The sequence below is a fragment of the Streptomyces sp. MH60 genome (assembly GCF_002939385.1).
Lineage (GTDB): Bacteria > Actinomycetota > Actinomycetes > Streptomycetales > Streptomycetaceae > Streptomyces.
The window spans coordinates 1-23371 of sequence record NZ_MULI01000100.1; the positions used below are offsets into that span (position 1 = coordinate 1).

Annotated in this window: 26 protein-coding genes and 1 pseudogene; 7 read left to right on the forward strand and 20 right to left on the reverse strand. The window is 72.9% G+C overall.

What is annotated here, in order from left to right:
• From BZZ08_RS34610 to BZZ08_RS34630, 5 genes and pseudogenes are all read right to left on the reverse strand, one after another.
• Positions 1–199: pseudogene (locus BZZ08_RS34610) on the reverse strand (hypothetical protein); the annotation flags it as partial.
• Between the two features lie 139 nt (positions 200–338).
• The gene (locus tag BZZ08_RS34615; RefSeq protein ID WP_104636155.1) at positions 339–1139 is read right to left on the reverse strand and encodes an RNA polymerase sigma factor SigF; all 801 of its coding nucleotides are present in this window, start codon (positions 1137–1139) and stop codon (positions 339–341) included.
• 288 nt (positions 1140–1427) lie between these two features.
• Complete coding sequence (locus BZZ08_RS34620; RefSeq protein ID WP_104636176.1) at positions 1428–1844, reverse strand: VOC family protein; 417 nt, start codon at positions 1842–1844, stop codon at positions 1428–1430.
• A gap of 5 nt (positions 1845–1849) precedes the next feature.
• Complete coding sequence (locus BZZ08_RS34625) at positions 1850–2332, reverse strand: helix-turn-helix transcriptional regulator (protein WP_104636156.1); 483 nt, start codon at positions 2330–2332, stop codon at positions 1850–1852.
• A gap of 67 nt (positions 2333–2399) precedes the next feature.
• Positions 2400–4790, reverse strand: a complete 2391-nt coding sequence (locus tag BZZ08_RS34630) for an ATP-binding cassette domain-containing protein (protein ID WP_104636157.1) — start codon at positions 4788–4790, stop codon at positions 2400–2402.
• A gap of 208 nt (positions 4791–4998) precedes the next feature.
• On the opposite strand from BZZ08_RS34630, the gene BZZ08_RS34635 reads away from it, so the two are divergent.
• Entirely contained in the window at positions 4999–5397 is a 399-nt protein-coding gene (locus tag BZZ08_RS34635; RefSeq protein ID WP_052840523.1) for a DUF2795 domain-containing protein, read from the forward strand.
• 24 nt (positions 5398–5421) lie between these two features.
• Positions 5422–5964 carry a type 1 glutamine amidotransferase domain-containing protein gene (locus BZZ08_RS34640; protein ID WP_104636158.1) on the forward strand — a complete coding sequence of 181 codons (543 nt, stop codon included), beginning with the start codon at positions 5422–5424 and terminating at the stop codon, positions 5962–5964.
• A 99-nt stretch (positions 5965–6063) separates the two neighbouring features.
• Here the strand turns inward: BZZ08_RS34640 and BZZ08_RS34645 are convergent, their stop codons facing one another.
• On the reverse strand, positions 6064–6342 hold the full coding sequence (locus tag BZZ08_RS34645) for a DUF6158 family protein (protein WP_104636159.1): 279 nt from the start codon (positions 6340–6342) through the stop codon (positions 6064–6066).
• Positions 6343–6404: 62 nt separating this feature from the next.
• Here BZZ08_RS34645 and BZZ08_RS34650 point away from each other — a divergent pair, with 62 nt between their 5' ends.
• Complete coding sequence (locus BZZ08_RS34650; protein WP_104636160.1) at positions 6405–7526, forward strand: baeRF2 domain-containing protein; 1122 nt, start codon at positions 6405–6407, stop codon at positions 7524–7526.
• A gap of 56 nt (positions 7527–7582) precedes the next feature.
• Here the strand turns inward: BZZ08_RS34650 and BZZ08_RS34655 are convergent, their stop codons facing one another.
• Positions 7583–9202 (reverse strand): ABC-F family ATP-binding cassette domain-containing protein, encoded by a 1620-nt coding sequence (locus tag BZZ08_RS34655; protein ID WP_104636161.1) that lies wholly within the window; start codon positions 9200–9202, stop codon positions 7583–7585.
• A gap of 134 nt (positions 9203–9336) precedes the next feature.
• Between BZZ08_RS34655 and BZZ08_RS34660 the strand changes: the two genes are divergently transcribed.
• The 3 genes from BZZ08_RS34660 to BZZ08_RS34670 all read left to right on the forward strand — a co-directional run bounded on the left by BZZ08_RS34660 (position 9337) and on the right by BZZ08_RS34670 (position 11990).
• Entirely contained in the window at positions 9337–10854 is a 1518-nt protein-coding gene (locus tag BZZ08_RS34660) for a bifunctional phosphatase PAP2/diacylglycerol kinase family protein (RefSeq protein WP_104636162.1), read from the forward strand.
• 89 nt (positions 10855–10943) lie between these two features.
• On the forward strand, positions 10944–11765 hold the full coding sequence (locus BZZ08_RS34665; protein ID WP_104636163.1) for a methyltransferase domain-containing protein: 822 nt from the start codon (positions 10944–10946) through the stop codon (positions 11763–11765).
• Positions 11766–11819: 54 nt separating this feature from the next.
• Entirely contained in the window at positions 11820–11990 is a 171-nt protein-coding gene (locus tag BZZ08_RS34670; RefSeq protein WP_030178442.1) for a hydrophobic protein, read from the forward strand.
• A gap of 34 nt (positions 11991–12024) precedes the next feature.
• Here BZZ08_RS34670 and BZZ08_RS34675 read toward each other — a convergent pair whose 3' ends face one another.
• The 13 genes from BZZ08_RS34675 to BZZ08_RS34735 form a co-directional block, all read right to left on the reverse strand.
• Positions 12025–12321 (reverse strand): gas vesicle protein K, encoded by a 297-nt coding sequence (locus BZZ08_RS34675; protein WP_104636164.1) that lies wholly within the window; start codon positions 12319–12321, stop codon positions 12025–12027.
• Position 12322: 1 nt separating this feature from the next.
• On the reverse strand, positions 12323–12505 hold the full coding sequence (locus tag BZZ08_RS34680) for a gas vesicle protein (protein ID WP_003972471.1): 183 nt from the start codon (positions 12503–12505) through the stop codon (positions 12323–12325).
• Positions 12502–13287: a GvpL/GvpF family gas vesicle protein gene (locus BZZ08_RS34685; protein WP_104636165.1), complete on the reverse strand. Its 786-nt coding sequence runs from the start codon at positions 13285–13287 to the stop codon at positions 12502–12504. Before BZZ08_RS34685 ends, BZZ08_RS34680 begins: the two co-directional genes overlap by 4 nt.
• Positions 13284–13610 (reverse strand): gas vesicle protein, encoded by a 327-nt coding sequence (locus tag BZZ08_RS34690; RefSeq protein WP_104636166.1) that lies wholly within the window; start codon positions 13608–13610, stop codon positions 13284–13286. Before BZZ08_RS34690 ends, BZZ08_RS34685 begins: the two co-directional genes overlap by 4 nt.
• The gene (locus BZZ08_RS34695) at positions 13607–14737 is read right to left on the reverse strand and encodes an SRPBCC family protein (RefSeq protein ID WP_104636167.1); all 1131 of its coding nucleotides are present in this window, start codon (positions 14735–14737) and stop codon (positions 13607–13609) included. The genes BZZ08_RS34690 and BZZ08_RS34695 overlap by 4 nt, the downstream gene beginning before the upstream one ends.
• Positions 14734–15444 (reverse strand): DNA primase, encoded by a 711-nt coding sequence (locus tag BZZ08_RS34700; RefSeq protein WP_104636168.1) that lies wholly within the window; start codon positions 15442–15444, stop codon positions 14734–14736. The genes BZZ08_RS34695 and BZZ08_RS34700 overlap by 4 nt, the downstream gene beginning before the upstream one ends.
• Positions 15441–15704 carry a gas vesicle protein GvpG gene (locus BZZ08_RS34705; protein ID WP_104636169.1) on the reverse strand — a complete coding sequence of 88 codons (264 nt, stop codon included), beginning with the start codon at positions 15702–15704 and terminating at the stop codon, positions 15441–15443. Before BZZ08_RS34705 ends, BZZ08_RS34700 begins: the two co-directional genes overlap by 4 nt.
• Before the next feature lie 4 nt (positions 15705–15708).
• Complete coding sequence (locus tag BZZ08_RS34710) at positions 15709–16482, reverse strand: GvpL/GvpF family gas vesicle protein (RefSeq protein WP_104636170.1); 774 nt, start codon at positions 16480–16482, stop codon at positions 15709–15711.
• On the reverse strand, positions 16479–16916 hold the full coding sequence (locus BZZ08_RS34715) for a gas vesicle structural protein GvpA (protein ID WP_104636171.1): 438 nt from the start codon (positions 16914–16916) through the stop codon (positions 16479–16481). The genes BZZ08_RS34710 and BZZ08_RS34715 overlap by 4 nt, the downstream gene beginning before the upstream one ends.
• A 71-nt stretch (positions 16917–16987) precedes the next feature.
• Positions 16988–17353, reverse strand: coding sequence for a gas vesicle protein GvpO (locus BZZ08_RS34720; protein ID WP_104636177.1), 366 nt, complete (start codon positions 17351–17353; stop codon positions 16988–16990).
• A 65-nt stretch (positions 17354–17418) separates the two neighbouring features.
• Positions 17419–18324, reverse strand: a complete 906-nt coding sequence (gene ligD, locus BZZ08_RS34725; protein ID WP_446750287.1) for a non-homologous end-joining DNA ligase — start codon at positions 18322–18324, stop codon at positions 17419–17421.
• A 26-nt stretch (positions 18325–18350) separates the two neighbouring features.
• Positions 18351–20198 carry a transketolase gene (locus BZZ08_RS34730; protein ID WP_104636173.1) on the reverse strand — a complete coding sequence of 616 codons (1848 nt, stop codon included), beginning with the start codon at positions 20196–20198 and terminating at the stop codon, positions 18351–18353.
• Entirely contained in the window at positions 20195–22003 is a 1809-nt protein-coding gene (locus BZZ08_RS34735; protein WP_104636174.1) for an NAD(P)/FAD-dependent oxidoreductase, read from the reverse strand. Before BZZ08_RS34735 ends, BZZ08_RS34730 begins: the two co-directional genes overlap by 4 nt.
• A 181-nt stretch (positions 22004–22184) precedes the next feature.
• Here BZZ08_RS34735 and BZZ08_RS34740 point away from each other — a divergent pair, with 181 nt between their 5' ends.
• Positions 22185–23147: an LLM class F420-dependent oxidoreductase gene (locus tag BZZ08_RS34740; RefSeq protein WP_104636175.1), complete on the forward strand. Its 963-nt coding sequence runs from the start codon at positions 22185–22187 to the stop codon at positions 23145–23147.
• The last annotated feature ends 224 nt before the right edge of the window (positions 23148–23371 follow it).

The following is a 23371-nucleotide window of genomic DNA, read 5'->3' on the forward strand; positions in this document are numbered from 1 at the left end:
CGGCGGTCGCCGGGTCGGCCTCCTGCGCGGCCGGCGGGGGTACGGCTGCCGGGTCCTCGGCGGACGGCGGGGCAACGGGCTCCCCCATGTCGGCGGGGGGCGGCGGGACTCCCGGGTCGGCCGCGCCGAGCCCCGCGGAGAGGCCGAGGGCGGCACTGGCCAGCACGGCGACGGACAGGGCACGGGCGGTGCGGCGCATGGGACGGGCTCCTTCGAGCGACGGCTTGCGGGGCACTGCACTCGCGCCCCTCGGCCATCACAGCCCGCCCGGCACGGGGACGCCCGTCACCGTGCTCCGTTCGCGCGAACGGGGCGCCCGGGCGGGTGAGCCCGAGGTTTCACGCTTCCGGGCCCGGGTCCCGCAGCACCTGCTCCCGCACCCGGTCGCAGCAGCGGGTGATCAGGCGGGAGACGTGCATCTGGGAGATGCCGAGCTGTTCGGCGATGCGGCTCTGGGTCATGTCGTCGAAGAAGCGCATGTAGAGGATGGCGCGCTCGCGCGGGGGCAGGGCGGCCAGCCGGTCCTTGACGGCCTCGCGGTCGACGACCGTGTCGAGGGCCGGGTCGGGGCCGCCGAGCGCGTCGGCCAGCGAGTAGCCGTCCTCGCTGCCGGGGAGTTCGGCGTCCAGGGACAGGGCCGTGAAGCTCTCCAGGGCCTCCAGCCCGATCCGGACGTCCTCCTCGCTCAGGTCGGCGCGTTCGGCGATCTCGGAGACGGTGGGCCTGCGGCCCGAGATGGTCTGGGACAGGTCCTGGCCGGCGAAGCGGACGCGGTTGCGCAGCTCCTGGACCCGGCGCGGCACGTGCAGGGTCCACATGTGGTCGCGGAAGTGGCGCTTGATCTCGCCGGTGATGGTCGGCACGGCGTAGCTCTCGAAGGCGTTGCCGAGCTCGGGGTCGTAGCGGTCGACGGCTTTGACGAGACCGAGGGCCGCCACCTGGCGCAGGTCCTCGTAGCTCTCGCCGCGGCTGCGGAACCGTCCCGCCAGCCGCTCGGCCATGGGCAGCCACGCCTCGACGATCCGGTCGCGGAGCGCGTCGCGCTCCGGGCCGTCGGGAAGGGTGGCGAGCCGGCGGAAGGCGTCGGCGGTGTCGGGGGCGTCGTCGTGCGGGTGCTTCACACTGGCGTGGATCGGCATGGTGCGTCGCAACTCCCTCGGAGTGCGGGGTCCCGTCGTCGCGCCGGACGGCAGTCCGGTCGGCACGGCCCGCCCCGGGCGGCCGGGGTCGGGGGAACCTCCGGCTCGCGGGGCGGGCGGAGCCGTACGACGACACGGCCCTTGAGGTCGGGCGGTCACCGTGGGAGGGCGTCCGGGCCCCGCTCGGACGCGTCCGTGGCGGTTCGCGCCGCTCCCACGGACGTGCCTCCTGTCCGAAGCACTGACCTTGCGCCTGCCCCCGGCCCCCCGGTTCAAACACCCGGATTCTCAGCCGTTGCGCGGCTGCCTGAAGCGCACCATGTTGCCGGCCGGGTCGCGGAAGGCGCAGTCGCGGACGCCGTAGGGCTGGTCGACCGGTTCCTGGAGGACCTCGGCGCCCGCCGCGCGGACGTGCTCGAAGGTGGCGTCGACGTCGTCGGTGGCGAGGACGACCCCCCGCAGGTGCCCCTTGGCCAGGAGTTCGGCCATCGCCTCCCGGTCGGCGGCCGACGCGTTGGGGTCGGCGAGCGGGGGTTCGAGGACGATGTCCACGCCGGGCTGCGCCGGGGAGCCGACGGTGACCCAGCGCATTCCCTCGAACCCGACGTCGTCGCGGACCTCCATGCCGAGCACGTCCCGGTAGAAGCCGAGCGCCTCGTCGTGGTCGTCGACGGCTATGAAGCACTGCGAGAGGTTGATGTCCATGCGCGTCACGCTACGGGCGGCGGCGCGGGCGTCGCTTCTCCGTTCCTGACCGGCTCGACGTTCCCGACCGGCTCGGCCTTCCCGACCGGCTCGCCGTTTCTGACCGGCCGGGTGTAGACCTTGGCGACGCAGGCGGGGACGGCGGCGCCGGCGGAGTGGTCGCGCTCGCGGTAGGCGCTGGGGCTCTCGCCGACCAGTTCGGTGAAGCGCGAGCTGAACGACCCCAGCGAGGTACAGCCGACCGCGAAGCAGACCTCGGTGACGCTCAGGTCGCCGCGCCGCAGCAGCGCCATGGCGCGCTCGATGCGGCGCGTCATCAGGTAGCTGTAGGGCGTCTCCCCGTAGGCGGCGCGGAAGCTGCGGGAGAAGTGGCCCGCCGACATGAGGGCGACGCGGGCCAGCGCCGGCACGTCGAGCGGCTCGGCGTACTCGCGGTCCATCAGGTCGCGGGCCCGGCGCAGCCGGGCCAGGTCCTCCAGCGTCGTCACCCGACCACGATCCCACAGCGCCGGACACCGCCGGTAGCCGTACCGGCGCCGTGGGAGGCCGGCACGGTCAGGCGCCGACGTAGGCGGCGAGGTGCTCGCCGGTGAGGGTGGAGCGGTCGGCGACGAGGTCGGCGGGGGTGCCCTCGAAGACGATCCGGCCGCCGTCGTGCCCGGCACCGGGACCGAGGTCGATGATCCAGTCGGCGTGTGCCATGACGGCCTGGTGGTGCTCGATGACGATGACCGACTTGCCGGCGTCGACGAGGCGGTCGAGCAGGCCGAGCAGCTGCTCGACGTCGGCGAGGTGCAGTCCCGTGGTGGGCTCGTCGAGGACGTACACGCCGCCCTTGTCGCCCATGTGGGTGGCCAGCTTGAGCCGCTGCCGCTCGCCGCCGGAGAGGGTGGTCAGCGGCTGGCCGAGGGTGAGGTAGCCGAGGCCGACGTCGGAGAGCCGCTGGAGGATCTTGTGCGCGGCCGGGGTGCGGGCCTGGCCGGCGCCGAAGAACTCCTCCGCCTGGTCCACGGACATCGCGAGCACCTCGCTGATGTCCCGGCCGCCGAAGCGGTACTCCAGCACGGCGGGCTGGAACCGCTTGCCCTCGCAGTCCTCGCAGGGGGTGGCGACGCCGGCCATCATCGCCAGGTCGGTGTAGATGACACCGGCGCCGTTGCAGGTGGGGCAGGCGCCCTCGGAGTTGGCGCTGAACAGGGCCGGCTTCACGCCGTTGGCCTTGGCGAAGGCCTTGCGGATCGGGTCGAGCAGTCCGGTGTACGTCGCCGGGTTGCTGCGCCGCGAGCCCTTGATGGGGCTCTGGTCGACCGATACGACGTCGGCGCCGGCCGGGACCGAGCCGTGGATCAGGGAGCTCTTGCCGGAGCCGGCCACGCCGGTGACCACGCAGAGCACGCCGAGCGGGACGTCGACGTCGACGCCCTGGAGGTTGTGCGTCCGCGCGTCGCGGATCTCCAGGGCTCCGGTGGGCTTGCGGACGGACTCCTTGAGTGCGGCCCGGTCGTCGAGGTGGCGGCCGGTGACGGTGTCGGCGCCCCGCAGTTCCGCCACGGTGCCCTCGAAGCAGACGGTGCCGCCCGCGGTGCCGGCGCCGGGGCCGAGGTCGACCACGTGGTCGGCGATCGCGATGGCCTCCGGTTTGTGCTCGACGACGAGGACCGTGTTGCCCTTGTCCCGCAGCCGCAGGAGCAGGTCGTTCATCCGCTGGATGTCGTGCGGGTGCAGTCCGACGGTGGGCTCGTCGAAGACGTACGTGGTGTCGGTGAGCGAGGAGCCGAGGTGGCGGATCATCTTGACGCGCTGGGCCTCGCCGCCGGACAGGGTGCCCGCCGGCCGGTCGAGGGAGAGGTAGCCGAGGCCGATCTCCACGAAGGAGTCGAGGGTGTCCCGCAGCGCGGTGAGCAGCGGTGCGACCGACGGCTCGGCCAGTTCGCGCACCCACTCGGCCAGGTCCCGGATCTCCATCGCGCAGGCGTCGGCGATGCTGAGCTTGCCGATCCGCGACGAGCGGGCGCCCTCGCTGAGCCGGGTGCCCTCGCACTCGGGACAGGTGGTGAAGGTGACCGCCCGCTCCACGAAGGCCCTGATGTGCGGCTGCATCGCCTCCTTGTCCTTGGACAGGAACGACTTCTGGATCTTGGGGATCAGGCCCTCGTAGGTGAGGTTGACGCCGTTGACCTTCACCTTGACGGGCTCGCCGTACAGGAAGTCCCGCAGTTCCTTGTCGGTGTACTCGCGGATCGGCTTGTCCGGGTCCACGAAGCCGGACTGGGCGTACACCTGCACGGTCCACTGGCTGTCCGACTTCCAGCCGGGGATGGTGAAGGCGCCCTCGGCGAGCGACTTGGTGTCGTCGTAGAGCTGGGTGAGGTCGATGTCGGAGACGGTGCCGCGGCCCTCGCAGTTCGTGCACATGCCGCCGGTGCGCTGGAAGGTCGCCTTCACCGCCTTCTTGCTGCCCCGCTCGACGGTGATCGCGCCGCTGGCCCGCACGGAGGCGGTGTTGAAGGAGTAGGCGCTGGGCGGGCCGATGTGCGGCTCGCCCAGGCGGCTGAAGAGGATGCGCAGCATGGCGTTGACGTCGGTGGCGGTGCCGACGGTGGAGCGGGGGTCGGCGCCCATCCGCTGCTGGTCCACGATGATCGCGGTGGTGAGGCCGTCCAGGACGTCCACCTCGGGGCGGGCGAGGGTGGGCATGAAGCCCTGGACGAAGGCGCTGTAGGTCTCGTTGATCAGCCGCTGCGACTCGGCGGCGATGGTGTTGAACACCAGCGAGCTCTTGCCCGAGCCGGAGACGCCGGTGAACACCGTCAGCCGGCGCTTGGGAATGTCGACGCTGACGTCCTTGAGGTTGTTCTCGCGGGCGCCGTGCACACGGATCAGGTCGTGGCTGTCGGCGACGTGCGATCCGGGTCCCGGCGTGCCCGGCCTCTTGGCGCTGCTCATCGTGTCTCCATCTGTCGGGGGCTCGGTGAAGGTGACGCCCTCAGTGCCTCGGTGGTCACACGCTAGAGCGGGCACGGCGGCCCGCGCTTCTCGATTACTGATCCGCTGCCGGCCGGCGGAAATCGGAGCGGACCCGTCCGGTCGAATCCGTGTCGGCCCCCGGTGTCCGGGTACGCGGTCGGCACCCCCTGAGGATCTGGAGGGAGACATGCAGCGAGGCAGCGACCGGATGAGCGTCCACCGCGACGACGAGATGAAGCATGAACTGCAGGGTCTGCTCAGGTCCGGGCACCCCACCCGCAGCGAGGAGTGGAACGACCCGGAACCGGCCGCCGAGGACGATCCGGACGTCATGTACGGACCGGTGACACCGGGCCGCGGACCGACGTATCTGGAGGCCCTGCGGCTGGAGCTGGCCCGGAACCTGACCCGGGGCAGCTTCCCCGCGGGCCCGCGGGAGCTGACCCGCGCACTGCGCCGCGGCAACGCGCCGGACGCCCTCGTCGAGGGGCTGGACCGACTGCCGCACAAGGCGCGCTACGACAACGTCCAGGAACTGGCGGTGGCCCTCACCGAGAGCGGCCGGTCCGGTTCGCAGGGCGCGTAGGCGCCGGAAGGGAGACCGAACTCTATGCGCATCGCATTTCTGACCGCGCCCGAGGGCGTGGAGCAGGTGGAACTGACCGAGCCGTGGCAGGCGGCGAAGGACGCGGGACACGAGCCCGTGCTCGTCTCCACGCAGTCCGGGGAGATCCAGGGCTTCAACCACCTCGACAAGGCGGACACGTTCCCGGTCGACGAGGTGGTGGGCGACACGTCCGCCGACTCCTTCGGCGGCCTGGTGCTGCCCGGCGGGGTGGCCAACCCGGACTTCCTGCGGACCGACGAGAAGGCCGTGGCCTTCGTCAAGGACTTCTTCACGCGGGGCCGGCCGGTGGCCGCCATCTGCCACGCGCCGTGGACACTCGTCGAGGCGGACGTCGTGCGCGGCCGCACCCTGACCTCGTGGCCCAGTCTCCGAACCGACCTGCGCAACGCGGGCGCCACCTGGGTCGACGAACAGGTCAAGGTCTGCGACGCGGGCGACAACACCCTGATCACCAGCCGCAAGCCGGACGACCTGAAGGCGTTCTGCGAGACCTACCTGGCGGAGTTCGCCAAGGCGGCCGGCTGAGGCACGGGACGCGGACAGCGCGGACCGACACGGACAACACAGAGACCCCGGCAACGGGCGGGCCGCCGGCGAGGGATCGCGGGTGGCCCGCCGCCGCGCTCAGCCACCGGGGGCGGCGGCCTGGCCGCAGCCGCGTTCCCGGGCACCCTCCCGGGTGCGGCCCGCGGCCACCGGGCGCCGGGGGTTGCGGCGCAGCCACTCGCCCTCCAGCCGGGCCATGCGGTCGTTGTGGGCCCGCAGCGCGTCGTTCGACCCGTAGAGCAGGGTGTCGTGGCGCGTGCGGTGGATGGTCTCCAGTTCTCTCATCAGCTGCTGGTCGTCCAGGCGGCCCGGGTCCACTCCGGTCGCGGTGTCGTCCCGCGTGTCGTGTTCGTTCATGCGACCCGGGTACCCGCCCCGGAGCACTACCACCCCCGAGCGGCACCCGGGAGGGCAGCCACATGGATCTCGCGTTTCTGCACCCCCTCTACGAACACCAGGGACCCTGGGCCTCCGTCTACCTCGACCTCTCACGGAACGCGGAGGACACCGCCCACGAGCGTGAGCTGACGGCCGCCGCGGTGGCCAGGGAGCTGGCGGAGCAGGGCGCGGACGACGCCACCTGCCGGGCGGTGCGGGAGGCGGTGGACGAGCTGCGGCACGCCACCGATCCGCACGGGCGGGCCCTGTTCGCGTGTGCCGGACAGGTGGTCCTCGATCCGCCGCTGGCCCGGCCCCCGTACGGCGGGACCACCGCCGACTGGGCCCCGCTGCCGCACGTCACGCCGCTGCTCGACCTGGCCGGCGAGGACCCGGTGTGCGTGGTGGCGTACATCGACCGCAAGGGCGCCGACTTCGAGCTGCGCAGCGCGCTGGGCAGCTCCGACGCGGGCGGCGTGACCGGGCGGCAGTGGCCGGTGCACCGCACGAGCAGCGTGGACTGGTCGGAGCGCCACTTCCAGCTCCGGGTGGAGAACACCTGGGAGCACAACGCGGCGGAGATCGCGGACGCGCTCGCCGTGTGCCAGGAGGAGACGGGCGCCGACCTGCTGATCCTGGTGGGTGACGACCGGGAGCGGCGCTCGGTGCACGACCGGCTGCCCTCGCGTCTCCGGGAGCGCGTCGCCGAGGCCTCGCACGGCGCCGGCAGCAGGCTGCTGGACGGCGAGGTGGAACGGCTGCGCGAGGACCACGTCCGTGCGCGCGCCCGGGAGGATCTGGACCGGTTCCTGGCCGCCCGGTCACCGGACGGCGAGGGCCGGTCCGGCGCGGCGGAGGGTGTGCCCGCGCTGGTGGAGGCCGCCCGGGAGCACCGCATCGACGAGCTGCTGGTCATCCCGGACGCCCCCGACACGCACCGGGAGGTGTGGATCGGCGAGGACGCCGACCAGGTGGCGGTGCGCCGCACCGAGCTGAAGACGCTCGGCGAGCAGAACTCCTGGTCGGCGCGGGCGGACGACGCCCTGCTGCGCTCGGCGGTGATGACCGGCGCCCCGGCGATCTCGGTGACGCCGGTGCTGCCGCCGGAGACGGCTCAGAAGGCGCCGGTGGGCGGCCTCGGGGCGCTGCTGCGCTGGAGGTGACCCCCCCCGGACGCCGGGACACCGGGGCGCCGGCACGTCGGCGGGTCATCAGGACCTCAGCGGGCCCGTTCCACCCGCCGTTCGTCCCAGACCGGCTCCGGTGTCTCGCGCACCCGCCCGTCGCTGCCGAAGACCAGGTACCGGTCGAAGGAGCGGGCGAACCAGCGGTCGTGGGTGACCGCGAGGACCGTGCCCTCGAAGCCCTCCAGGCCCTCCTGGAGGGCTTCGGCCGATTCCAGGTCGAGGTTGTCGGTGGGCTCGTCGAGGAGCAGCGCGGTGACGCCCTGGAGTTCGAGCAGCAGGATCTGGAAGCGGGCCTGCTGGCCGCCGGAGAGCCGGTCGAAGGCCTGCTCCGCCTGCTGGGTCAGCTCGTAGCGGCGCAGCCGGGACATGGCGGCGCCCCGGTCCTGGGCGTGCTCGGTCCACAGGATGTCCAGGAGGGTGCGGCCCAGCAGCTCGGGGTGGGCGTGGGTCTGCGCGAAGTGTCCTGGCACCACGCGCGCCCCGAGCTTCCAGCGCCCGGTGTGCGTCACGTCGTCGCCGGCCAGCAGCCGCAGGAAGTGCGACTTGCCGGAGCCGTTGGAGCCGAGGACGGCGACCCGTTCGCCGTAGAAGACCTCCAGGTCGAAGGGTTTCATGAGGCCGGTGAGTTCCAGCCGCTCGCAGGTGACGGCGCGGACGCCGGTGCGGCCGCCCTTCAGGCGCATCCTGATGTCCTGCTCGCGCGGCGGCTCGGGCGGCGGCCCGGCCTCCTCGAACTTGCGCAGCCGGGTCTGGGCGGCGGCGTAGCGGGAGGCCATGTCGTGGCTGACCGCGGCGGCCTGGCGCAGCGTCAGCACCAGCTTCTTCAGCTGGGCGTGCTTCTCGTCCCAGCGGCGGCGCAGCTCCTCGAAGCGGGCGAAGCGTTCCCGGCGGGCCTCGTGGAAGGAGTCGAAGCCGCCGCCGTGCACCCAGGTGTCGGCGCCCGCGGGTCCGGGCTCGACGGAGACGATCTTCTGCGCGGCGCGGGCCAGCAGTTCCCGGTCGTGGGAGACGAACAGCACGGTCTTGCGGGTCTCGGCGAGCCGCTCCTCCAGCCAGCGCTTGCCGGGCACGTCGAGGTAGTTGTCCGGCTCGTCGAGCAGCAGCACCTCGTCGGTGCCGCGCAGCAGCGCCTCCAGCACGAGGCGCTTCTGTTCACCCCCGGACAGGGTGCGCACCTGCCGCCACTGGGCCTTGTCGTACGGCATGCCGAGCGCGGCGGTGGTGCAGATGTCCCACAGGGTCTCGGCCTCGTATCCGCGCACCTCGGCCCAGTCGGAGAGCGCCTGCGCGTAGGTCAGCTGGGCGGCCTCGTCGTCCACCGTCATGATCGCGTGCTCGGCGGCGTCGACGGCGCGCGCGGCCTCGCGGATCCTGGGCTGCGCCACGGACACCAGCAGGTCGCGCACGGTCGTCTCGTCGCGTACGGAGCCGACGAACTGGCGCATGACGCCGAGGCCGCCGGTGACGGTGACGGAGCCGCCGTGCGGCTTCAGCTCGCCGGCGAGGAGGCGCAGCAGGGTGGTCTTGCCCGCGCCGTTGGGTCCGACGAGGGCCACGACGGCCCCCTCCCCCACCCGGAAGGAGACGTCGCCGAGGAGCGCCCTCCCGTCGGGAAGGTAGTACTCCAGGTGCGCGGCTTCGAGGTGACCCATGGGACCGGATTCTCCGGCTCGGGCCGTGCCCCGGGCAAACCCTTTTCGTCCTCCGTGCCCGTGTCCGCGGCAGGTGACCGGGACCACCGGCGGGGCACCGGCAGGAATCGCCGTCCGCAGGGTAGGCGGGACCCATGAGCCCCGACGTAGACCTCACCGTCCCGATGCCCGGCCCGCACCACCTCCGCGACGGGTTCCTGCGGCTGGACCAGCGGGTGTTCGAGGCCGTCGCCGCCCGCACCTGGCCCGGCGCCGATCCTCTGCTGCCCCGGTTGAGCCGCGGCGCCAACCACGGGGTGCTGTGGTTCGCCGCGGCCGCCGCCCTGGCCGCGTCGCGCACGCCGAGGGCACGCCGCGCGGCCGCCCGGGGAATCGCCTCGCTGGGCCTGGCCTCGCTGACGATCAACACCCTCGGCAAGCGCACGGTGCGCCGCCCACGCCCGGTGCTGGACCCGGTGCCGCTGGTCCGGCAGCTGAAGCGGCAGCCGATCACGACGTCCTTCCCGTCGGGGCACGCCGCCTCGGCCGCCGCGTTCGCGACCGGTGTGGCGCTGGAGTCCCCGGCGTGGGGTGCGGCGGTGGCCCCGGTGGCCGCCGCGGTCGCCCTGTCCCGGGTCTACACCGGCGTCCACTTCCCGAGCGACGTGCTGGCCGGTGCCGCCCTCGGGGCGGGAGCCGCGTTCGCCGTGCGGGGCATGGTGCCGACCCGCGCCCAGCACACCCCGCCGGCCCGGCCGCGCGCCGAGGTGCCCGCGCTGCCGGGCGGCGAGGGACTGGTGATGGTCGCCAACATCGGCTCGGGCACCTCGGACCGGGTGCGGGCGCTGTGCGACGCGCTGCCCGACGCGGAGGTGGTGGAGTGCGAACCGGGGGACGTCCGGGCGGAGCTGGAGAAGGCGGCCGGTCACGCCCGGGTGCTCGGCGTGTGCGGCGGCGACGGCACCGTGAACGCGGCGGCCGAGACCGCGCTCCGCCACGGGCTGCCGCTCGCGGTGCTGCCGGGCGGCACGCTCAACCACTTCGCCTACGACCTGGGCGTGGAGGACGTACGGGACCTGTGCGGGGCGCTGGAGCGGGGCGAGGGGGTGCGGGTGGACGTGGGCCGGTTCGCCTCGGGCGGGCAGCGCGGTGTCTTCCTGAACACCTTCAGCCTCGGCGTGTACCCGGAGCTGGTGAACGAGCGGGAGCGCTGGTCGCCCCGGATCGGGGGCTGGCCGGCCGGGGTGCTCGCGGCGGTGCGGGTGCTGCGCGCCGACCGGCACCCGCTGGAGGCCGAGGTGCGCGGCCGCAGGCGCCCGCTGTGGATGCTGTTCGCGGGCAACGGCACGTACCACCGCCGGGGGCTCGCCTCGGGGCGCCGGCTCGATCTGGCGGACGGGCAGTTGGACGTGCGGGTGGTGCACGGGGGGCGCCGGCCGGCCCTGCGGCTGCTGTCCGCGGCCCTGGCGGGACCGCTGACCCGCTCGCCCGCGCACGCGGCGGTGCAGGTGCCCCGGCTGCGTCTGTCGGGCGTCGCGCCCGGCACGCTGATGGCGTTCGACGGTGAGCTGACCGAGACGGAGGGCGACCTGACGCTGGAGAAGCTGCCCGAGGCGCTCACGGTGTACCGGCCACTGCCCAGTGGCGGGCTGCTCACCCGGGCCACCTCCTGACGGTTCGTCAGACCACATATTGAAATGGGGATCTCAGCATTCGGCTGGCGGGCGTACCGTGACCGCACAGCCGGGAGAGGGGATCCACCATGCCGAAGCCGCATGAGACCGCCGTCTACACGCACGGGCACCACGAGTCCGTGCTGCGCTCGCACACCTGGCGCACCGCCGAGAACTCCGCCGCCTATCTGCTCGATTCCCTGCGGCCCCACATGCGGGTCCTGGACATCGGCTGCGGGCCGGGCACCATCACCGCCGACCTGGCGGAACTGGTTCCGGACGGCCACGTCACCGGCGTGGACCGGGCGCCGGAGATCGTGGAGCGGGCCCGGGCCACGGCCGCCGCACGCGGGCTCGGCAACACCGACTTCGTGGTCGCCGACGTGCACGCGCTGGACTACCCGGACGACACCTTCTGCGTGGTCCACGCCCATCAGGTGCTCCAGCACGTGGGCGACCCCGTGCAGGCGCTGCGCGAGATGAAACGGGTCGCCAGGCCGAACGGGATCATCGCCGTCCGCGATTCCGACTACGGCGCCATGACCTGGTATCCCGCCTCCCCGGGCATGGACGACTGGCTGGACCTGTACCGCCGGGTGGCCCGCGCCAACGGGGGCGAGCCGGACGCCGGACGCCGGCTTAAGGCCTGGGCGCTCGAGGCGGGGTTCACCGACATCACGACGACCTCGGCCACGTGGACCTTCAGCACGCCCGAGGAGCGGGAGTGGTGGAGCGGCCTGTGGGCGGACCGCACCGTGGAGTCGGCGTACGCGGACCGCGCCACCGGCTGCGGCCATGCGACGCCCGAGCGGCTGCGCGCCGTCTCGGCGGCCTGGCGGGACTGGGGAAAGCACCCGGAAAGCTGGTTCAGCGTCCTGCACGGGGAAATTCTGTGCCGAAAGGATGTGTGACCGACGCCTGTCCGGTGAAATCCGGGAAACCAGTACGACAGGAGGTTCAACATTATGGTTCCGCTTCTGCTCGTACTGCTTCTCGCGATCGTCCTTTTCGGGGTCGGATTCGCGGTGAAGGTGCTCTGGTGGATCGCTCTGGCGGTTCTGGTCCTGTGGCTGATCGGTTTCCTGGCCCGCGGGACGACGGCCGGCGGCGGCAGGGGCCGCTGGTACCGGTGGTGAACAAGAGGTGGTGAGGCTGCTGCCCCGGGAGTGCTTACTCCCGGGGCAGCAGCGGTCCCAGCGGCCCGAGGTCCAGGTTCAGGTCCTCGGGCCGCAGTCCGTAGCGGTCCCGCAGTTCGGTCATGCGGTCGTCGAGGAGCATCAGGGTGAGCCCGATCCGCTCCTCCTGGTCCTCGCTGAGGTCGCCCTCGTCGACGCGGCGCAGCGCCTGGCGTTCCATGAGCTGGCGCAGCAGTTCGACGACCGTCAGCACCAGCTTGATCAGGTCGCGCTCGACGGTGTCGGGGTCGAGGTCGAGGCGGCGCTTGCCGGGTTCGGGAAGTTCGCTCACGTCAGTCCCCGAACGGTGAGGGAACGTTGCGGTTGACCGAGCTGATCAGCGCGTTCAGGTCGATGCGGACCAGGTCGACGTCCGCGATGCGCAGCGTGACGTCGCCGGTGATGACGACGCCGCCGGCCAGCAGCCGGTCGAGCAGGTCCACCAGGGCGATCTCACGGCGCTCCACGACGGTCACGATGCCTCCCCCGCTGTCTCTCCGGCGAAGGAATAGGCCGCCCAGGGTCCGGTGAGTTCCACGCGAATTCCCGGGGCGTCGTCCTTCGTACGGTCCACCGTTTCGACGAATTCCTCCGATGCGTCGCGGGCCACCAGATATGCGGCATTGAGAACGTTCCGTCCGGCGGCACCGGAAAGGCGGGGGTTCTGCGGCGCGTGCAGCCGTGCGTCGTCGGCCCGGTCGCGCAGCCTCGCGTGCAGCTCCGTGGCGAATTCCTCGGCCCTGCTCCACAGGTCGTCGTTCGCCCGGGTCTGCCGGCGCCGCTGCCGCAGGTAGTCCCGGCCCGAGGCGGGCTTGGGCGCGGGCGCCGCCGACGCCTCCGCCCGCTCGGGGTCCGCCCGCTCCCCCTCGACGTACACCTTCACGCCCCACTCCACCCGGCCGTCCAGCCGGTCGAGCGTGCGCCGGAAGGCCGCCTCCCGCTCCTGAAGCATCACGCGTACGCCGCTGTCGTCGCGGAAGACGGTGGCCAGCCGGAGCGGCAGCGGGGTGGTGACGGCGGTGAGGGCGTCGACCACCTGCTGGTGGGCGCGGGCGGTGGCGGTCAACCAGTCCAGGTCCTCCAGGCGGGCGCGCAGCGCCTCCTCGCTGAAGTCGGCCTCGGGCACATGGCTGACGACGGCGACCAGGTCGCCGTGCGACAGCAGCCGGGGCGGGTCGGCCGCCACCCCCGTGAGCTGGGCCTGGAGGGCCGCGTCGAAGGGGCGGCAGACGGCGTAGACGTAGCGCAGTCCGGTCACGGCGCCTCCTTCGGTACGCGGCCCGGGTCCAGCTCACGCAGGCGTTCGCGGAGCGCGGCGTTCTCCCGGGTGAGTTCGTCGTGCCGGGCGCGCGAGGACAGTGCGGGATCGCTCTCCCACCAGTCGATGCCCATTTCCTTGGCCTTGTCGACGGAGGCGACGACGAGCCGCAGCTTGATGGTCAGCAGCTCGATGTCGAGCAGGTTGATCTTGATGTCGCCCGCGATCACGACTCCCTTGTCGAGCACCCGTTCCAGGATGTCGGCGAGGTTGGCGCTCTGTCCCTGGCCGTAGGGATCGGGCAGCCGGCTGGGGGTGGTCATCGACGGCTCCCGCCCTCGGCGTCCTCGTACTCCTCACGGGACGCGTACTCGTCCTCCCCCGCTTCCTTCTCCTCCTCGGGCTCCTCGTACTCGCCCTCGGCTTCCTCCTCGTACTCCTCCTCGGGTTCGCCTTCCGGCTCCTCCTCGTACCCCTCCTCGGCCTCGCCCTCCGGCTCCTCCTCGTACTCGCCCTCGGGCTCCTGGTCCTGGTCCTGGTCCTCCTGCCGGTCCTCCTGCTGCTCCTCTTCCTCCTCCGCGACCGCGTCCTCGTGGCTGCGGACGACCTCGCCGTCGCGGATCTCGCCGCGCCAGCCGTCGTCGGCCTCGCCCTTGAAGGTGATGTGGCGGACGTAGTTCTTGAGGTCGAGCCGGGCCCGGCGGCCCTGGGCCCGCCAGATGTTGCCGGTCTTCTCGAACAGGCCCTTCGGGTAGTACTCGATGACCAGGACCACGCGGGTCAGGCTGTCGGCGAGCCGGTGGAAGCTGACGACGCCCTTGGTCGAGCCCTTGGCGCCCTCCGACGTCCACGAGATCCGGTCGTCGGGCACCTGCTCGGTGGTCTTCGCCTTCCAGCTGCGGTTGGACCAGAAGACCTTCAGCTGCCAGTCCGAGGACGTGTCGTCGGCGCGGTTCGCGCTCTTGACGCCCTTGGCGAAGGTGCTGAAGTCCTGGTACTGGGTCCACTGGTCGTAGGCGGTGCGCAGCGGTACGCCGACGTCGACGTACTCGATGATGACCGTCGGCTTCTGCCCCCCGCCGCCCTTCTTGCGGCCCTTGCCGCCGGTGAGGTTCTTGAAGGCACCGACCACGTTGTCCTTCACCTTGCCCGCGCCGACCTCGAAGGCGGCCCGCATCGGGCCCTTGCCCTCGGCGAGCTTGCGTCCGCCGTCGAGGGCGAGCTTGGCGAATCCCGGGCTGTTGCCCTCGGCGATGTCGTTGAGCTTGCCGGTGGTCTGGCCGAGCTTGGTGCCGGCGCCGGTCAGCAGCCGGGTGGCCTGGGCGGCGAGGTAGTCCTGCACCTCGGCCTTGAGCCGGTCGGCCGCCTCGCTCCGCGCCACGTCGGCCAGCGGGTTCTTCTTGGCGGCCTTGCCCGCAGAGGAGGCCGCGGACCCCAGGGTGTCGCTCATCGCTCACCACCGCCCTTCGACTGCCGGGGACCCGCGCCGCGGGCGGCGCTCCTGGCCCCGGACGTCTTCTTTCCGGCCGCCTTCTTGGCGGGCTGGGCGCGCTTCGCCGCCGCCTTCTTCGCGGGGGCCTTGGCGGCGGCCTTCTTCACGGGCGCCTTCCCGGCCGTCTTGCGTGCCTCCGACGGCGCCTTCTTCGCGGGCCGCTCGCGCCGGGGCGCGCGCCGCTCGTCCGGCTCCTCGGCGTCCTCGTGCTCTTCGGCGTCCTCGCGCGCGTCAGGCTCCTCGCGCTCCTCGGCCTCCTCCGGCTCTTCGGCCTCCTCGTACTCCGAGTCCTCCGAGTCCTCGGAGTCGCGGGAGTCGTCGGACCCGACGCCGGGGGCCCGGGACGCCACGCCGGAGAGCTGGTCGCGCACCTCGGCGGTGCGCCCGTGCAGCCGGTCGGCGAGCGCGTCGATCTGCCGCTCGACCATGGCGCCCGAGGCCGCCTTGCCGACGCCGCGCAGGTCGGTGCGCAGCTGGTCACCGATCTCCTTGAACTGCGGGTTGTTCTGCAACTGTCCGGAGACCAGTTCGGCGATGCCCTTCGGGGTCAGGTTCATCTTCTTGCCGGCCACCATGGTGCCCACGGCGACCGCCAGTTTCAGTTTCTTCGTGCGTCCCAGCAGGTATCCGGCCCCTATCGCGAGGCCCAGTCCCACTCGATTCATGGTGCCGTCCCGTTGCCCAATCCCGCGCTTGTGCGCGTAGCGGTCTCCAGCCGGTCCAGAAGCTCGTCCTCCTGTCGGTCGAACTCCTCCTCGGTGATCTCACCGGCCTCCAACTGCTCTTCCAGGCGGGCAAGTTCGGCCCGTACCGTGGCGGGGTCGTAGTAGATCCGCTCGGCCTCGTCGAGCACCTGTCTGATGGCCCAGGCGCTGCCGCGCACCGGGGCGAACGGCAGCAGCAGGACCTCCGAGATCAGTCCCATGTCGTCACCCCGCTCCGGCGTCCGCGCCGCCCGCCGCCGTGCCCGCGGGCTCGGCCGGGCCGGGCTCGACGAAGCTGTACGGCGGCAGCGGGCCGTTCACGCGGACCTCCAGGTGCGGCAGCCGGCCGCGGGCCCGCTCGACGGCGGCCAGGAACTCGTCGGCCGCCTCCCGCTTCACCAGGAACGAGACGTTCGCCAGCCAGCCGGTGGACTCGGGGCCCACGCTCACGGCGTCGGCGGCGGGCTCCAGGGCGTGCTCCAGCGCGGTGGCGTCCTCGGCCTCCTTGCCCTTGACCGCGGCCGCGACCATCTCGCCGAGCTGGATCTTCGCCTCGTAGGTGCCGCCGCCTGCCTGCCTGTTGGCCTCGGCGAGGGCGCGGATCTCGGGGTTGTCGGCCATCACGTGGTGCAGTACGGCCTCTTCGACGTGGTTGGCCTTGATGTTGTACTCGACCCGGCCGTCCAGCGCCCCCAGGCGTTCCGCGTAGTGTTCGGCGCGCTCGGCGAGGACCCCGGTGACCGCGGCGTCGTCGGGGGCGACGCTGCCGAAGCGCATGGGCAGCACGCAGCCCTCCGCGCCGATCTCGCTCAGCACGTTCTGGTGGGCGAGCAGTTCCCTGCGCTTGGGGCGCAGCCCCTCGGGCGCGTCACTGACGACGGCCGCCAGCTCGCCCTCCTTGAGGATCCGCACCTTGCGCGGCGGGTCGCCGACTCCGCCCGTGCCCTCGGGGAGCGAGGGATGCGTGGCGGCGGTGATGCCGTAGACGTACGTACTCACTCCTGCTCCTCCTTCCGGCGCGAGGGCGCGGCCTTGCGGGCGCGCGGACGCGACGACGTCTCACGCTCGGAGCCGCTCTCGTCGCGGGCCTGCTTGAACGCGTCGGAGATGGTCTCGGCGGCGCCGGACAGCGCCCCCTTGGACTTGCCGCGGGCGCCGGACTCGGTCATCTCCCCGACCAGGTCGGGCAGCCCCGGGTCCTTGCGGGGCCCGGCCTCCAGGTCGAGGCGGTTGCATGCCTCGGCGAAGCGCAGATAGGTGTCCACGCTGGCGACGACGACTCGGACGTCGATCTTCAGGATCTCGATGCCGACCAGGGAGACGCGCACGAATGCGTCGATGACGAGCCCCCTGTCCAGAACAAGCTCGAGCACGTCGTAGAGGCCGCTGCTGCCGCCTCCGCCGCCGGTCTGTTGTGCCGGTACGACAGTCATGCCTGCAGTTCCTCCATCTTGTCGGGGATGTGGGTGGTGTTCGCGGGTGCGGGAGTGCGCCCCGCGCCGCTCTAGCGGCTGCCGCGGGAGTCGGCCCGACCGCGCTCGTAGCGCCGTACGCGCCGGTAGCCCGTGAGCTGTCCCTCGGCGTCCAGTTCCACCTGGTAGCTCGCCATCAGGCTCATGGTGTCGGGCACCCGCTCCAGTTCCATGACCTCGACCTCCAGTGCCCATCCCTCCTCCGTCTGCTCGAAGGACGACACGGACTCGGCGGTCATACCGGTCAGCTCCGCGAGCTGGGCGCGCGCCTCGCGCAGCACCTCCATCGGCTTGGGGCGGTGCGTCTCCTGTGACGATTGTGACTTCTGCGTCGTATGTGACTTTTGTGAACTCTGTGGTGTTTCTTGCGAGTCGGATGTGCTTTTCGTGTTCGACATGGCCACCTCCCCCTCCGTGTGGCCGCATGTGTGTTCGCCAAACCTCGTCGGGTTGCGCAGTCCGCTCAGCCGTGCAAGGCGTTCAGGCGCCGCCGGGCGGGGCCCAGGGCCCTGGGGCGGTCGGTGAGCCCGGCCCAGGGCCGGGTGCGGGCCTGTTCGACGGCGTCCGCGATGGTCCAGCGGCGGGCGTGCAGGGCGGGGTCGTCCACTTGGTCCCAGGAGATGGGCGTGGCCACGGGGGCGCCGGGGCGGGCGCGCACGGTGAAGGGGGCGACCGCGGTCTGGGCGTAGGCGTTGCGCTGGATGTCCAGGTAGAGACGGTCGCCGCGGTCCTTCTTGCGGGCGGCGGTGGTGAGCCGGTCGGGGTGGGCCGCGGCCAGGACGTCGGCGACGGCCCGCGCGAACTCCCGTACGTCGTCGAAGTCCTGGCGGCCGTCCAGGGGGACGACGACGTGCAGCCCGCGGGATCCGGTGGTCATCGGTGCCGAGGGCAGCTTCAGCTCGCCGAGCAGCTCGCCCAGCAGCCGGGCCGCCGTCCGCACCGCCTCGAAGTCGTCGCCGGCCGGGTCGAGGTCGAAGACCATGCGGTCCGGCCGGTCGACCCGTCCGGCCCGGGACAGCCAGCGGTGCAGGGTGAGCGCGGCCTGGTCGGCGAGGTAGACGAGGGTGGCGGAGTCGTCGCAGACGGTGTGGCGGACGGTGCCGCCCTCCTTGCCGACCTCGACGCGGTCGATCCACTCCGGGTAGTGCTCCGGGGTGTTCTTCTGCATGAAGCGCGGTCCGTCGACCCCGTCCGGGTGCCGTTCCAGCATCAGCGGGCGGCCCCGCAGGTGCGGCAGCATGAACGGGGCGACGGCACGGTGGTAGTCGACGAGATCGCCCTTGGTGTACTCCTCGGCACCCCCGTCACCTGCCGGGAACAGCACCTTGCCCGGCCGGTGCACCTCCACCGTGTGCCGTCCGGCCCGCACGGTCCGGGTGCCGTCACCGCTCCCGCTCACGGAACGATCGCCTGCTCCACGAGCATCCGTGCGGTCGCCTCGATGGACGCGGCGTCGATCCCCGCCGCGTGCAGTTCCTCCGCCGGGCTCGCGGAGCCCGGCATCGTGGTGACCGCGAGGCGCACCAGCCGGGGCACCGGCCGTCCGTCCGTGAACGCGTCCAGCACGGCGTCGCCGATGCCGCCCTCCGGGCGGTGGTCCTCCACGGTCACCAGGCAGCCGGTCTCCTCGGCGGCCGCGCGCAGGGTGGCCCGGTCGACGGGCTTGACCGAGTACAGGTCGATCACCCGGACCGGGATGCCGTCCGCCGCGAGGGTGTCGGCCGCGGCGAGCGCCTCGTGCAGGGTGACGCCGGCCGCGACGACGGTGAGCCGGTCGGCGTCGGAGGAGCGCAGCACCTTGCTGCCGCCGACGGGGAACTCCTCGTCAGGGCCGTAGATCACCTTGCTCTCGCCGCGCGAGGTGCGCAGGTACCGGATGCCCTCCAGGCCGGCCATCTCGGCGACCAGGCGCGCGGCCTGGTTGGCGTCGCACGGGTACAGCACGGACGAGCCGTGGACGGCCCGCATCATCGCGAGGTCCTCCAGACCCATCTGGCTGGGCCCGTCCTGGCCGATGGCGACGCCCGCGTGGGAGCCGACGAGGTTGATGCCGGAGCCGCTGACCGACGCCATCCGCACGAAGTCGTGGGCGCGGGTCAGGAAGGCCGCGAAGGTGGTGGCGAACGGCACCCAGCCGCGCGCCGCCATCCCCACCGCGGCGGCGACCATCTGCTGCTCGGCGATGTAGCACTCGAAGTAGCGCTCGGGGTGTTCCTTGGCGAAGAACTCGGCCCGGGTGGAGTCGCCGACCTCGCCGTCGAGGGCGACGACGTCTCCGCGCGCGGTGCCGACCGCGGCGAGCGCCTCGCCGAAGGCGTTGCGGGTGGCGATCTCGTCGCCCTGGTCGTAGCGGGGCAGCTCGGTCTGTCCGGTGCCCGCCGAGTGCAGTGCCCGTGCGGCCTCGGGGGCGTGCACCCGCACCCTGATGTCGCGGGGCCCGCCCAGCTCGGCGACGGCCTCCTCGGCCTCGGGCAGCGGCTTGCCGTGCTGTCCCTCGCGGTCCTCCACCGCCCGCACGCCCTTGCCCTTGAGGGTGCGGGCGATGATCGCGGTGGGCTGCCCCTTGGTGGACAGGGCCTCGCCGTAGGCGCGGTCGATGGCGTCGACGTCGTGGCCGTCGATCTCGATGGTGTGCCACTCGAAGGCCCGGAAACGGCGCGCGTACGCGTCGAGGTCGTGGCCGTGCCGGGTGGGGCCGCGCTGGCCGAGCCGGTTGACGTCGACGATCACGGTGAGATTGTCGAGGTGTTCGTGTCCGGCGTGCTCGGCGGCCTCCCAGATCGACCCCTCGGCCAGCTCGCTGTCGCCGCACAGCACCCACACGCGGTAGTCGGTGTGGTCGAGCCGCTTGCCGGACAGCGCGATGCCGACGCCCACGGGCAGCCCCTGGCCGAGCGAGCCGGTGGCCGTCTCGACCCACGGCAGCCGCTGCGGAGTGGGGTGCCCCTCCAGGCGGCTGCCCAGTTTGCGGAAGGTGAGCAGTTCCTCGTCGTCGATGGCGCCGGCCGCCTTGAAGGCGGAGTAGAGCAGGGGCGAGGCGTGCCCCTTGGAGAGCACGAAGCGGTCGTTGCCGGGGTGGGCGGGGCGCTCGAAGTCGTAGCGGAGGTGGTTGGCCAGGAGGACGGCCATCAGGTCCGCGGCGGACATCGACGACGTCGGGTGCCCGGAGCCCGCGGCGGCGGACGCCCGTACGCTGTCGACGCGCAACTGCTGTCCGAGGTCGACGAGTTCACCGGTGTTCATGAGTCTCCTTCCGCGGCACGGCCGTCGGTGCGCTTGACGGGGCCGGGGGCGATGTCGGGTCCGGGGGGCGGCTGGTTCGCCGGGGGTTCGGGAGCGGGGTCGGTGGGCGGCCCCGCGGACCGGCTCGGTCCGGACGGGGCGGTGGGCCGTTTCGCGGCGGAGCCCGCCCCGGTGCCGCGGGGTGCCGTGGCCGAGCCTCCCCGGGCGGGGCGCGGTCCGGCGGCCTCGACGGCACGGCGCGGCTTGCCGGACGCACGGGGCGAGCCGGGCTGACTCCGCTTCGCCGGCTCACCGTGCGGCCGGCCCTTCGCGGGCTCGCCGCCGGGCTGGTCCTTGGCGGGCTCCCCGCCCGGCTGGTTTTTCGCCGGCTCCCCGCCCGGCTGGTCCTTGGCGGGCTCGCCGCCGGGCTCCTTGGCGGGCTCGCCGTCCGGCTGGTTCCTCGCCTCGTCGCCGTCGGGGCGGTTCCCGGTGGGGCCGGTGTTCTTCCCGGTCCGCTCCGGACGCCCGGGTACCCGCGCGACCTCGGGCGACGACGAATCCAGCGGCACGGACCAGGACCGTACGAGACCCAGCTGTACGGCCTGGCGGGGCAGCACCGCGTCGAGCAGCCAGTCGGCGGCGACCCGCACGCGGTTGCCCGGCATCGCCGCGAGGTGGTAGCCGCGAGTGACCGCACCCGCCGCCGGGCCGGACATCGGCAGGCCGAGCGGGTTGGCGGCGGCCTTGGCGCCGCCGAGGTCCACGACGAACCCCAGGTCGCGGTGGCGGTAGGCCCGCCGCTTGCCGATGCCGAGCGAGGCGGCGACGTTCTGGGCGCAGACCTTGCCGTGCCGCCAGGCGTGCTGTGCGGTCATCGGCGTGTACTGGCCCGGCTGGTTCAGGTCGGGCACCGCGGCCACGTCACCGCAGGCGAACAGCTCGGGCCGTCCCGGCACCTGGAGGTGGGGGTCGACGAGCAGCCGGCCGCGTTCCATCGGCAGCCCCAGGGACTCCACCAGCGGGTCGGGCCGCACGCCCACGCACCACACCAGCGTGCGCGTGTCGACGCTCGTGCCGTCGGTCAGCAGGACCCCGTCGTGCGTGGCCTCCTTGACGGAGGTACCCATCCGCACGTCGACGCCCCGCTGCCGCAGTACCCGCTCGGCGGTGCGGGAGAGCCGTTCGTCCATCTCGGGCATGACCCGGGGCGCCACGTCGAGCAGCATCCAGCGGGGCCGCATGCCGGTGCGCATCGGGTGCCGGCGGACCTGCGCGTCGGTGTACATCGCGCCGTGCGCGGCGACCTCGGTGCCGGTGTATCCCGCGCCGACCACCACGAACGTGCACCGCGCGGCGCACTCCGCCCGGTCGTCGGCAGCCGCGGCGAGCTCCACCTGCCGGGTCACGTGGTCGCGGAGGTAGAGCGCCTCCGGCAGCCCGCGAAAGCCGTGGGCGTGCTCGGCGACGCCGGGGACGGGCAGCAGCTTGTTGACGCTGCCCGCGGCGAGCACCAGCCGGTCGAAGGACAGGGTGCCCTCCTCGCCCTCCGGGCCGGTGTAGTGCACGGTGTGCCCGTCGAGGTCGATGCCGTCGGCCTCGCCGAGCACCAGCCGTACGTGCGGCAGCGTGCCCGACAGGGACACGCTGACCCGGCGCGGTTCCAGGATTCCGGCGGCGACCTGGGGCAGCAGGGGCAGGTAGAGGAAGTAGTCGGTCGGGTTGAGCACGGTGATGTCGGCCTGGTGCCGGGTGAGCCGGGACAGGGTGCGGGCCGTCCGGTACCCGGCGAAGCCGGCACCGACGATCACGATGCGGGGTCGGCTCACGGTTCGCCTCCGGGCTGTCGCGTACCTCGTGAGCCTTCCGCGTCCCCTGGGCCGGGGCACCCAAACGTCCGCGCGCGGGCCGCGGCACGACGGCGCGGAAGCCGCCGCCCGCCGGTTTCCGGCCCCGCGCCCGGGTACCCGGCCCCGGAACCACCCGCTCCCTGTCCGGAGGCAACCCCCCATGCCCGAATACGGCTATTTTCTCTCGTGCGAGCAGTACGGTCCCGCGGAGCTGATCGAGCAGGCGCGCATGGCCGAGCAGGCCGGCTTCCAGGCGCTGTGGATCTCGGACCACTACCACCCCTGGAACGGCGAACAGGGCCAGAGCCCGTTCGTGTGGTCCGTGATCGGCGCGCTGTCCGACGCGGTGTCCCTGCCCGTGGAGACGGCGGTGACCTGTCCGACGGTGCGCATCCACCCGGCGGTGGTGGCGCAGGCCGCGGCGACCAGCGCGGTGATGACGGACGGCCGCTTCCGGCTGGGCGTCGGCACCGGCGAGGCGCTGAACGAGCACATCTTCGGCGACGCCTGGCCGGCCGCGCACGTACGCCTGGAGATGCTGGAGGAGGCCATCCTGATCATCCGGCGGCTGCTCAGCGGCGAGGAGGTCAACCACCACGGCACCCACTACACGGTGGAGAACGCCCGCCTGTACACGGTGCCCGACGAGCCGGTCCCGATCGACATCTCGGGCTTCGGCCCGGCGGCGACGAAGCTGGCGGCCCGGGTCGGCGACGGCTACATCACGATGATGCCGGACGCCTCGATGGTGGAGCAGTATCGCAAGGGCGGGGGCGGCGGGAAGCTGGTCAGCGGGGGCACCAAGGTCTGCTACGACACCGACAGGGACGCGGCGGTGCGCACCGTGCACCGGCTGTGGGCCAACGAACAACTGCCCGGCGAGCTGAGCCAGGTGCTGCCCTCGCCGAAGCACTTCGAGCAGGCGCAGACCCTGGTCACCGAGGACATGGTCCGCGACAACCGGGTGTGCGGCGACGACGTGGACGAGCACGTGGCGGAGCTGAAGCAGTTCGCCGACGCCGGTTTCGACCGGGTCTACGTCAACCAGATCGGCCCGGACCTGCGCGGCTTCTTCGACCTCTACCGCACCAAGGTGCTGCCGCAGCTCCAGCAGAGCGCCTGACCGGCCGCACACAGGGGTACGCCCGCACGGATGCCGTCCGTGCGGGCGTACCCCTGTGTGCCGCGGGTCAGGCGCGCCCGCGCTTGTTCTCGGGATCGATGTCGTCCTGCCGCGGTGCGGCGGGTCCGGTGCCGCCCGGTGCGGGAGTGCCCGCGCCCGGGGCGCCGGTCGCGCCGCCCGCACCGCCGGGCGCCACGGGTGGCATCGGCGGGTAGGGCACGCCG

Bases quoted from the DNA above. Each gene is read 5' to 3' on its own strand.
- BZZ08_RS34615 (WP_104636155.1), bottom strand. From the start codon at position 1,139: ATGCCGATCCACGCCAGTGTGAAGCACCCGCACGACGACGCCCCCGAC.
- BZZ08_RS34620 (WP_104636176.1), bottom strand. From the start codon at position 1,844: ATGGACATCAACCTCTCGCAGTGCTTCATAGCCGTCGACGACCACGAC.
- BZZ08_RS34630 (WP_104636157.1), bottom strand. From the start codon at position 4,790: ATGAGCAGCGCCAAGAGGCCGGGCACGCCGGGACCCGGATCGCACGTC.
- BZZ08_RS34635 (WP_052840523.1), top strand. From the start codon at position 4,999: ATGCAGCGAGGCAGCGACCGGATGAGCGTCCACCGCGACGACGAGATG.
- BZZ08_RS34640 (WP_104636158.1), top strand. From the start codon at position 5,422: ATGCGCATCGCATTTCTGACCGCGCCCGAGGGCGTGGAGCAGGTGGAA.
- BZZ08_RS34645 (WP_104636159.1), bottom strand. From the start codon at position 6,342: ATGAACGAACACGACACGCGGGACGACACCGCGACCGGAGTGGACCCG.
- BZZ08_RS34650 (WP_104636160.1), top strand. From the start codon at position 6,405: ATGGATCTCGCGTTTCTGCACCCCCTCTACGAACACCAGGGACCCTGG.
- BZZ08_RS34655 (WP_104636161.1), bottom strand. From the start codon at position 9,202: ATGGGTCACCTCGAAGCCGCGCACCTGGAGTACTACCTTCCCGACGGG.
- BZZ08_RS34660 (WP_104636162.1), top strand. From the start codon at position 9,337: ATGAGCCCCGACGTAGACCTCACCGTCCCGATGCCCGGCCCGCACCAC.
- BZZ08_RS34665 (WP_104636163.1), top strand. From the start codon at position 10,944: ATGCCGAAGCCGCATGAGACCGCCGTCTACACGCACGGGCACCACGAG.
- BZZ08_RS34670 (WP_030178442.1), top strand. From the start codon at position 11,820: ATGGTTCCGCTTCTGCTCGTACTGCTTCTCGCGATCGTCCTTTTCGGG.
- BZZ08_RS34690 (WP_104636166.1), bottom strand. From the start codon at position 13,610: ATGACCACCCCCAGCCGGCTGCCCGATCCCTACGGCCAGGGACAGAGC.
- BZZ08_RS34695 (WP_104636167.1), bottom strand. From the start codon at position 14,737: ATGAGCGACACCCTGGGGTCCGCGGCCTCCTCTGCGGGCAAGGCCGCC.
- BZZ08_RS34700 (WP_104636168.1), bottom strand. From the start codon at position 15,444: ATGAATCGAGTGGGACTGGGCCTCGCGATAGGGGCCGGATACCTGCTG.
- BZZ08_RS34705 (WP_104636169.1), bottom strand. From the start codon at position 15,704: ATGGGACTGATCTCGGAGGTCCTGCTGCTGCCGTTCGCCCCGGTGCGC.
- BZZ08_RS34715 (WP_104636171.1), bottom strand. From the start codon at position 16,916: ATGACTGTCGTACCGGCACAACAGACCGGCGGCGGAGGCGGCAGCAGC.
- BZZ08_RS34720 (WP_104636177.1), bottom strand. From the start codon at position 17,353: ATGTCGAACACGAAAAGCACATCCGACTCGCAAGAAACACCACAGAGT.
- BZZ08_RS34730 (WP_104636173.1), bottom strand. From the start codon at position 20,198: ATGAACACCGGTGAACTCGTCGACCTCGGACAGCAGTTGCGCGTCGAC.
- BZZ08_RS34740 (WP_104636175.1), top strand. From the start codon at position 22,185: ATGCCCGAATACGGCTATTTTCTCTCGTGCGAGCAGTACGGTCCCGCG.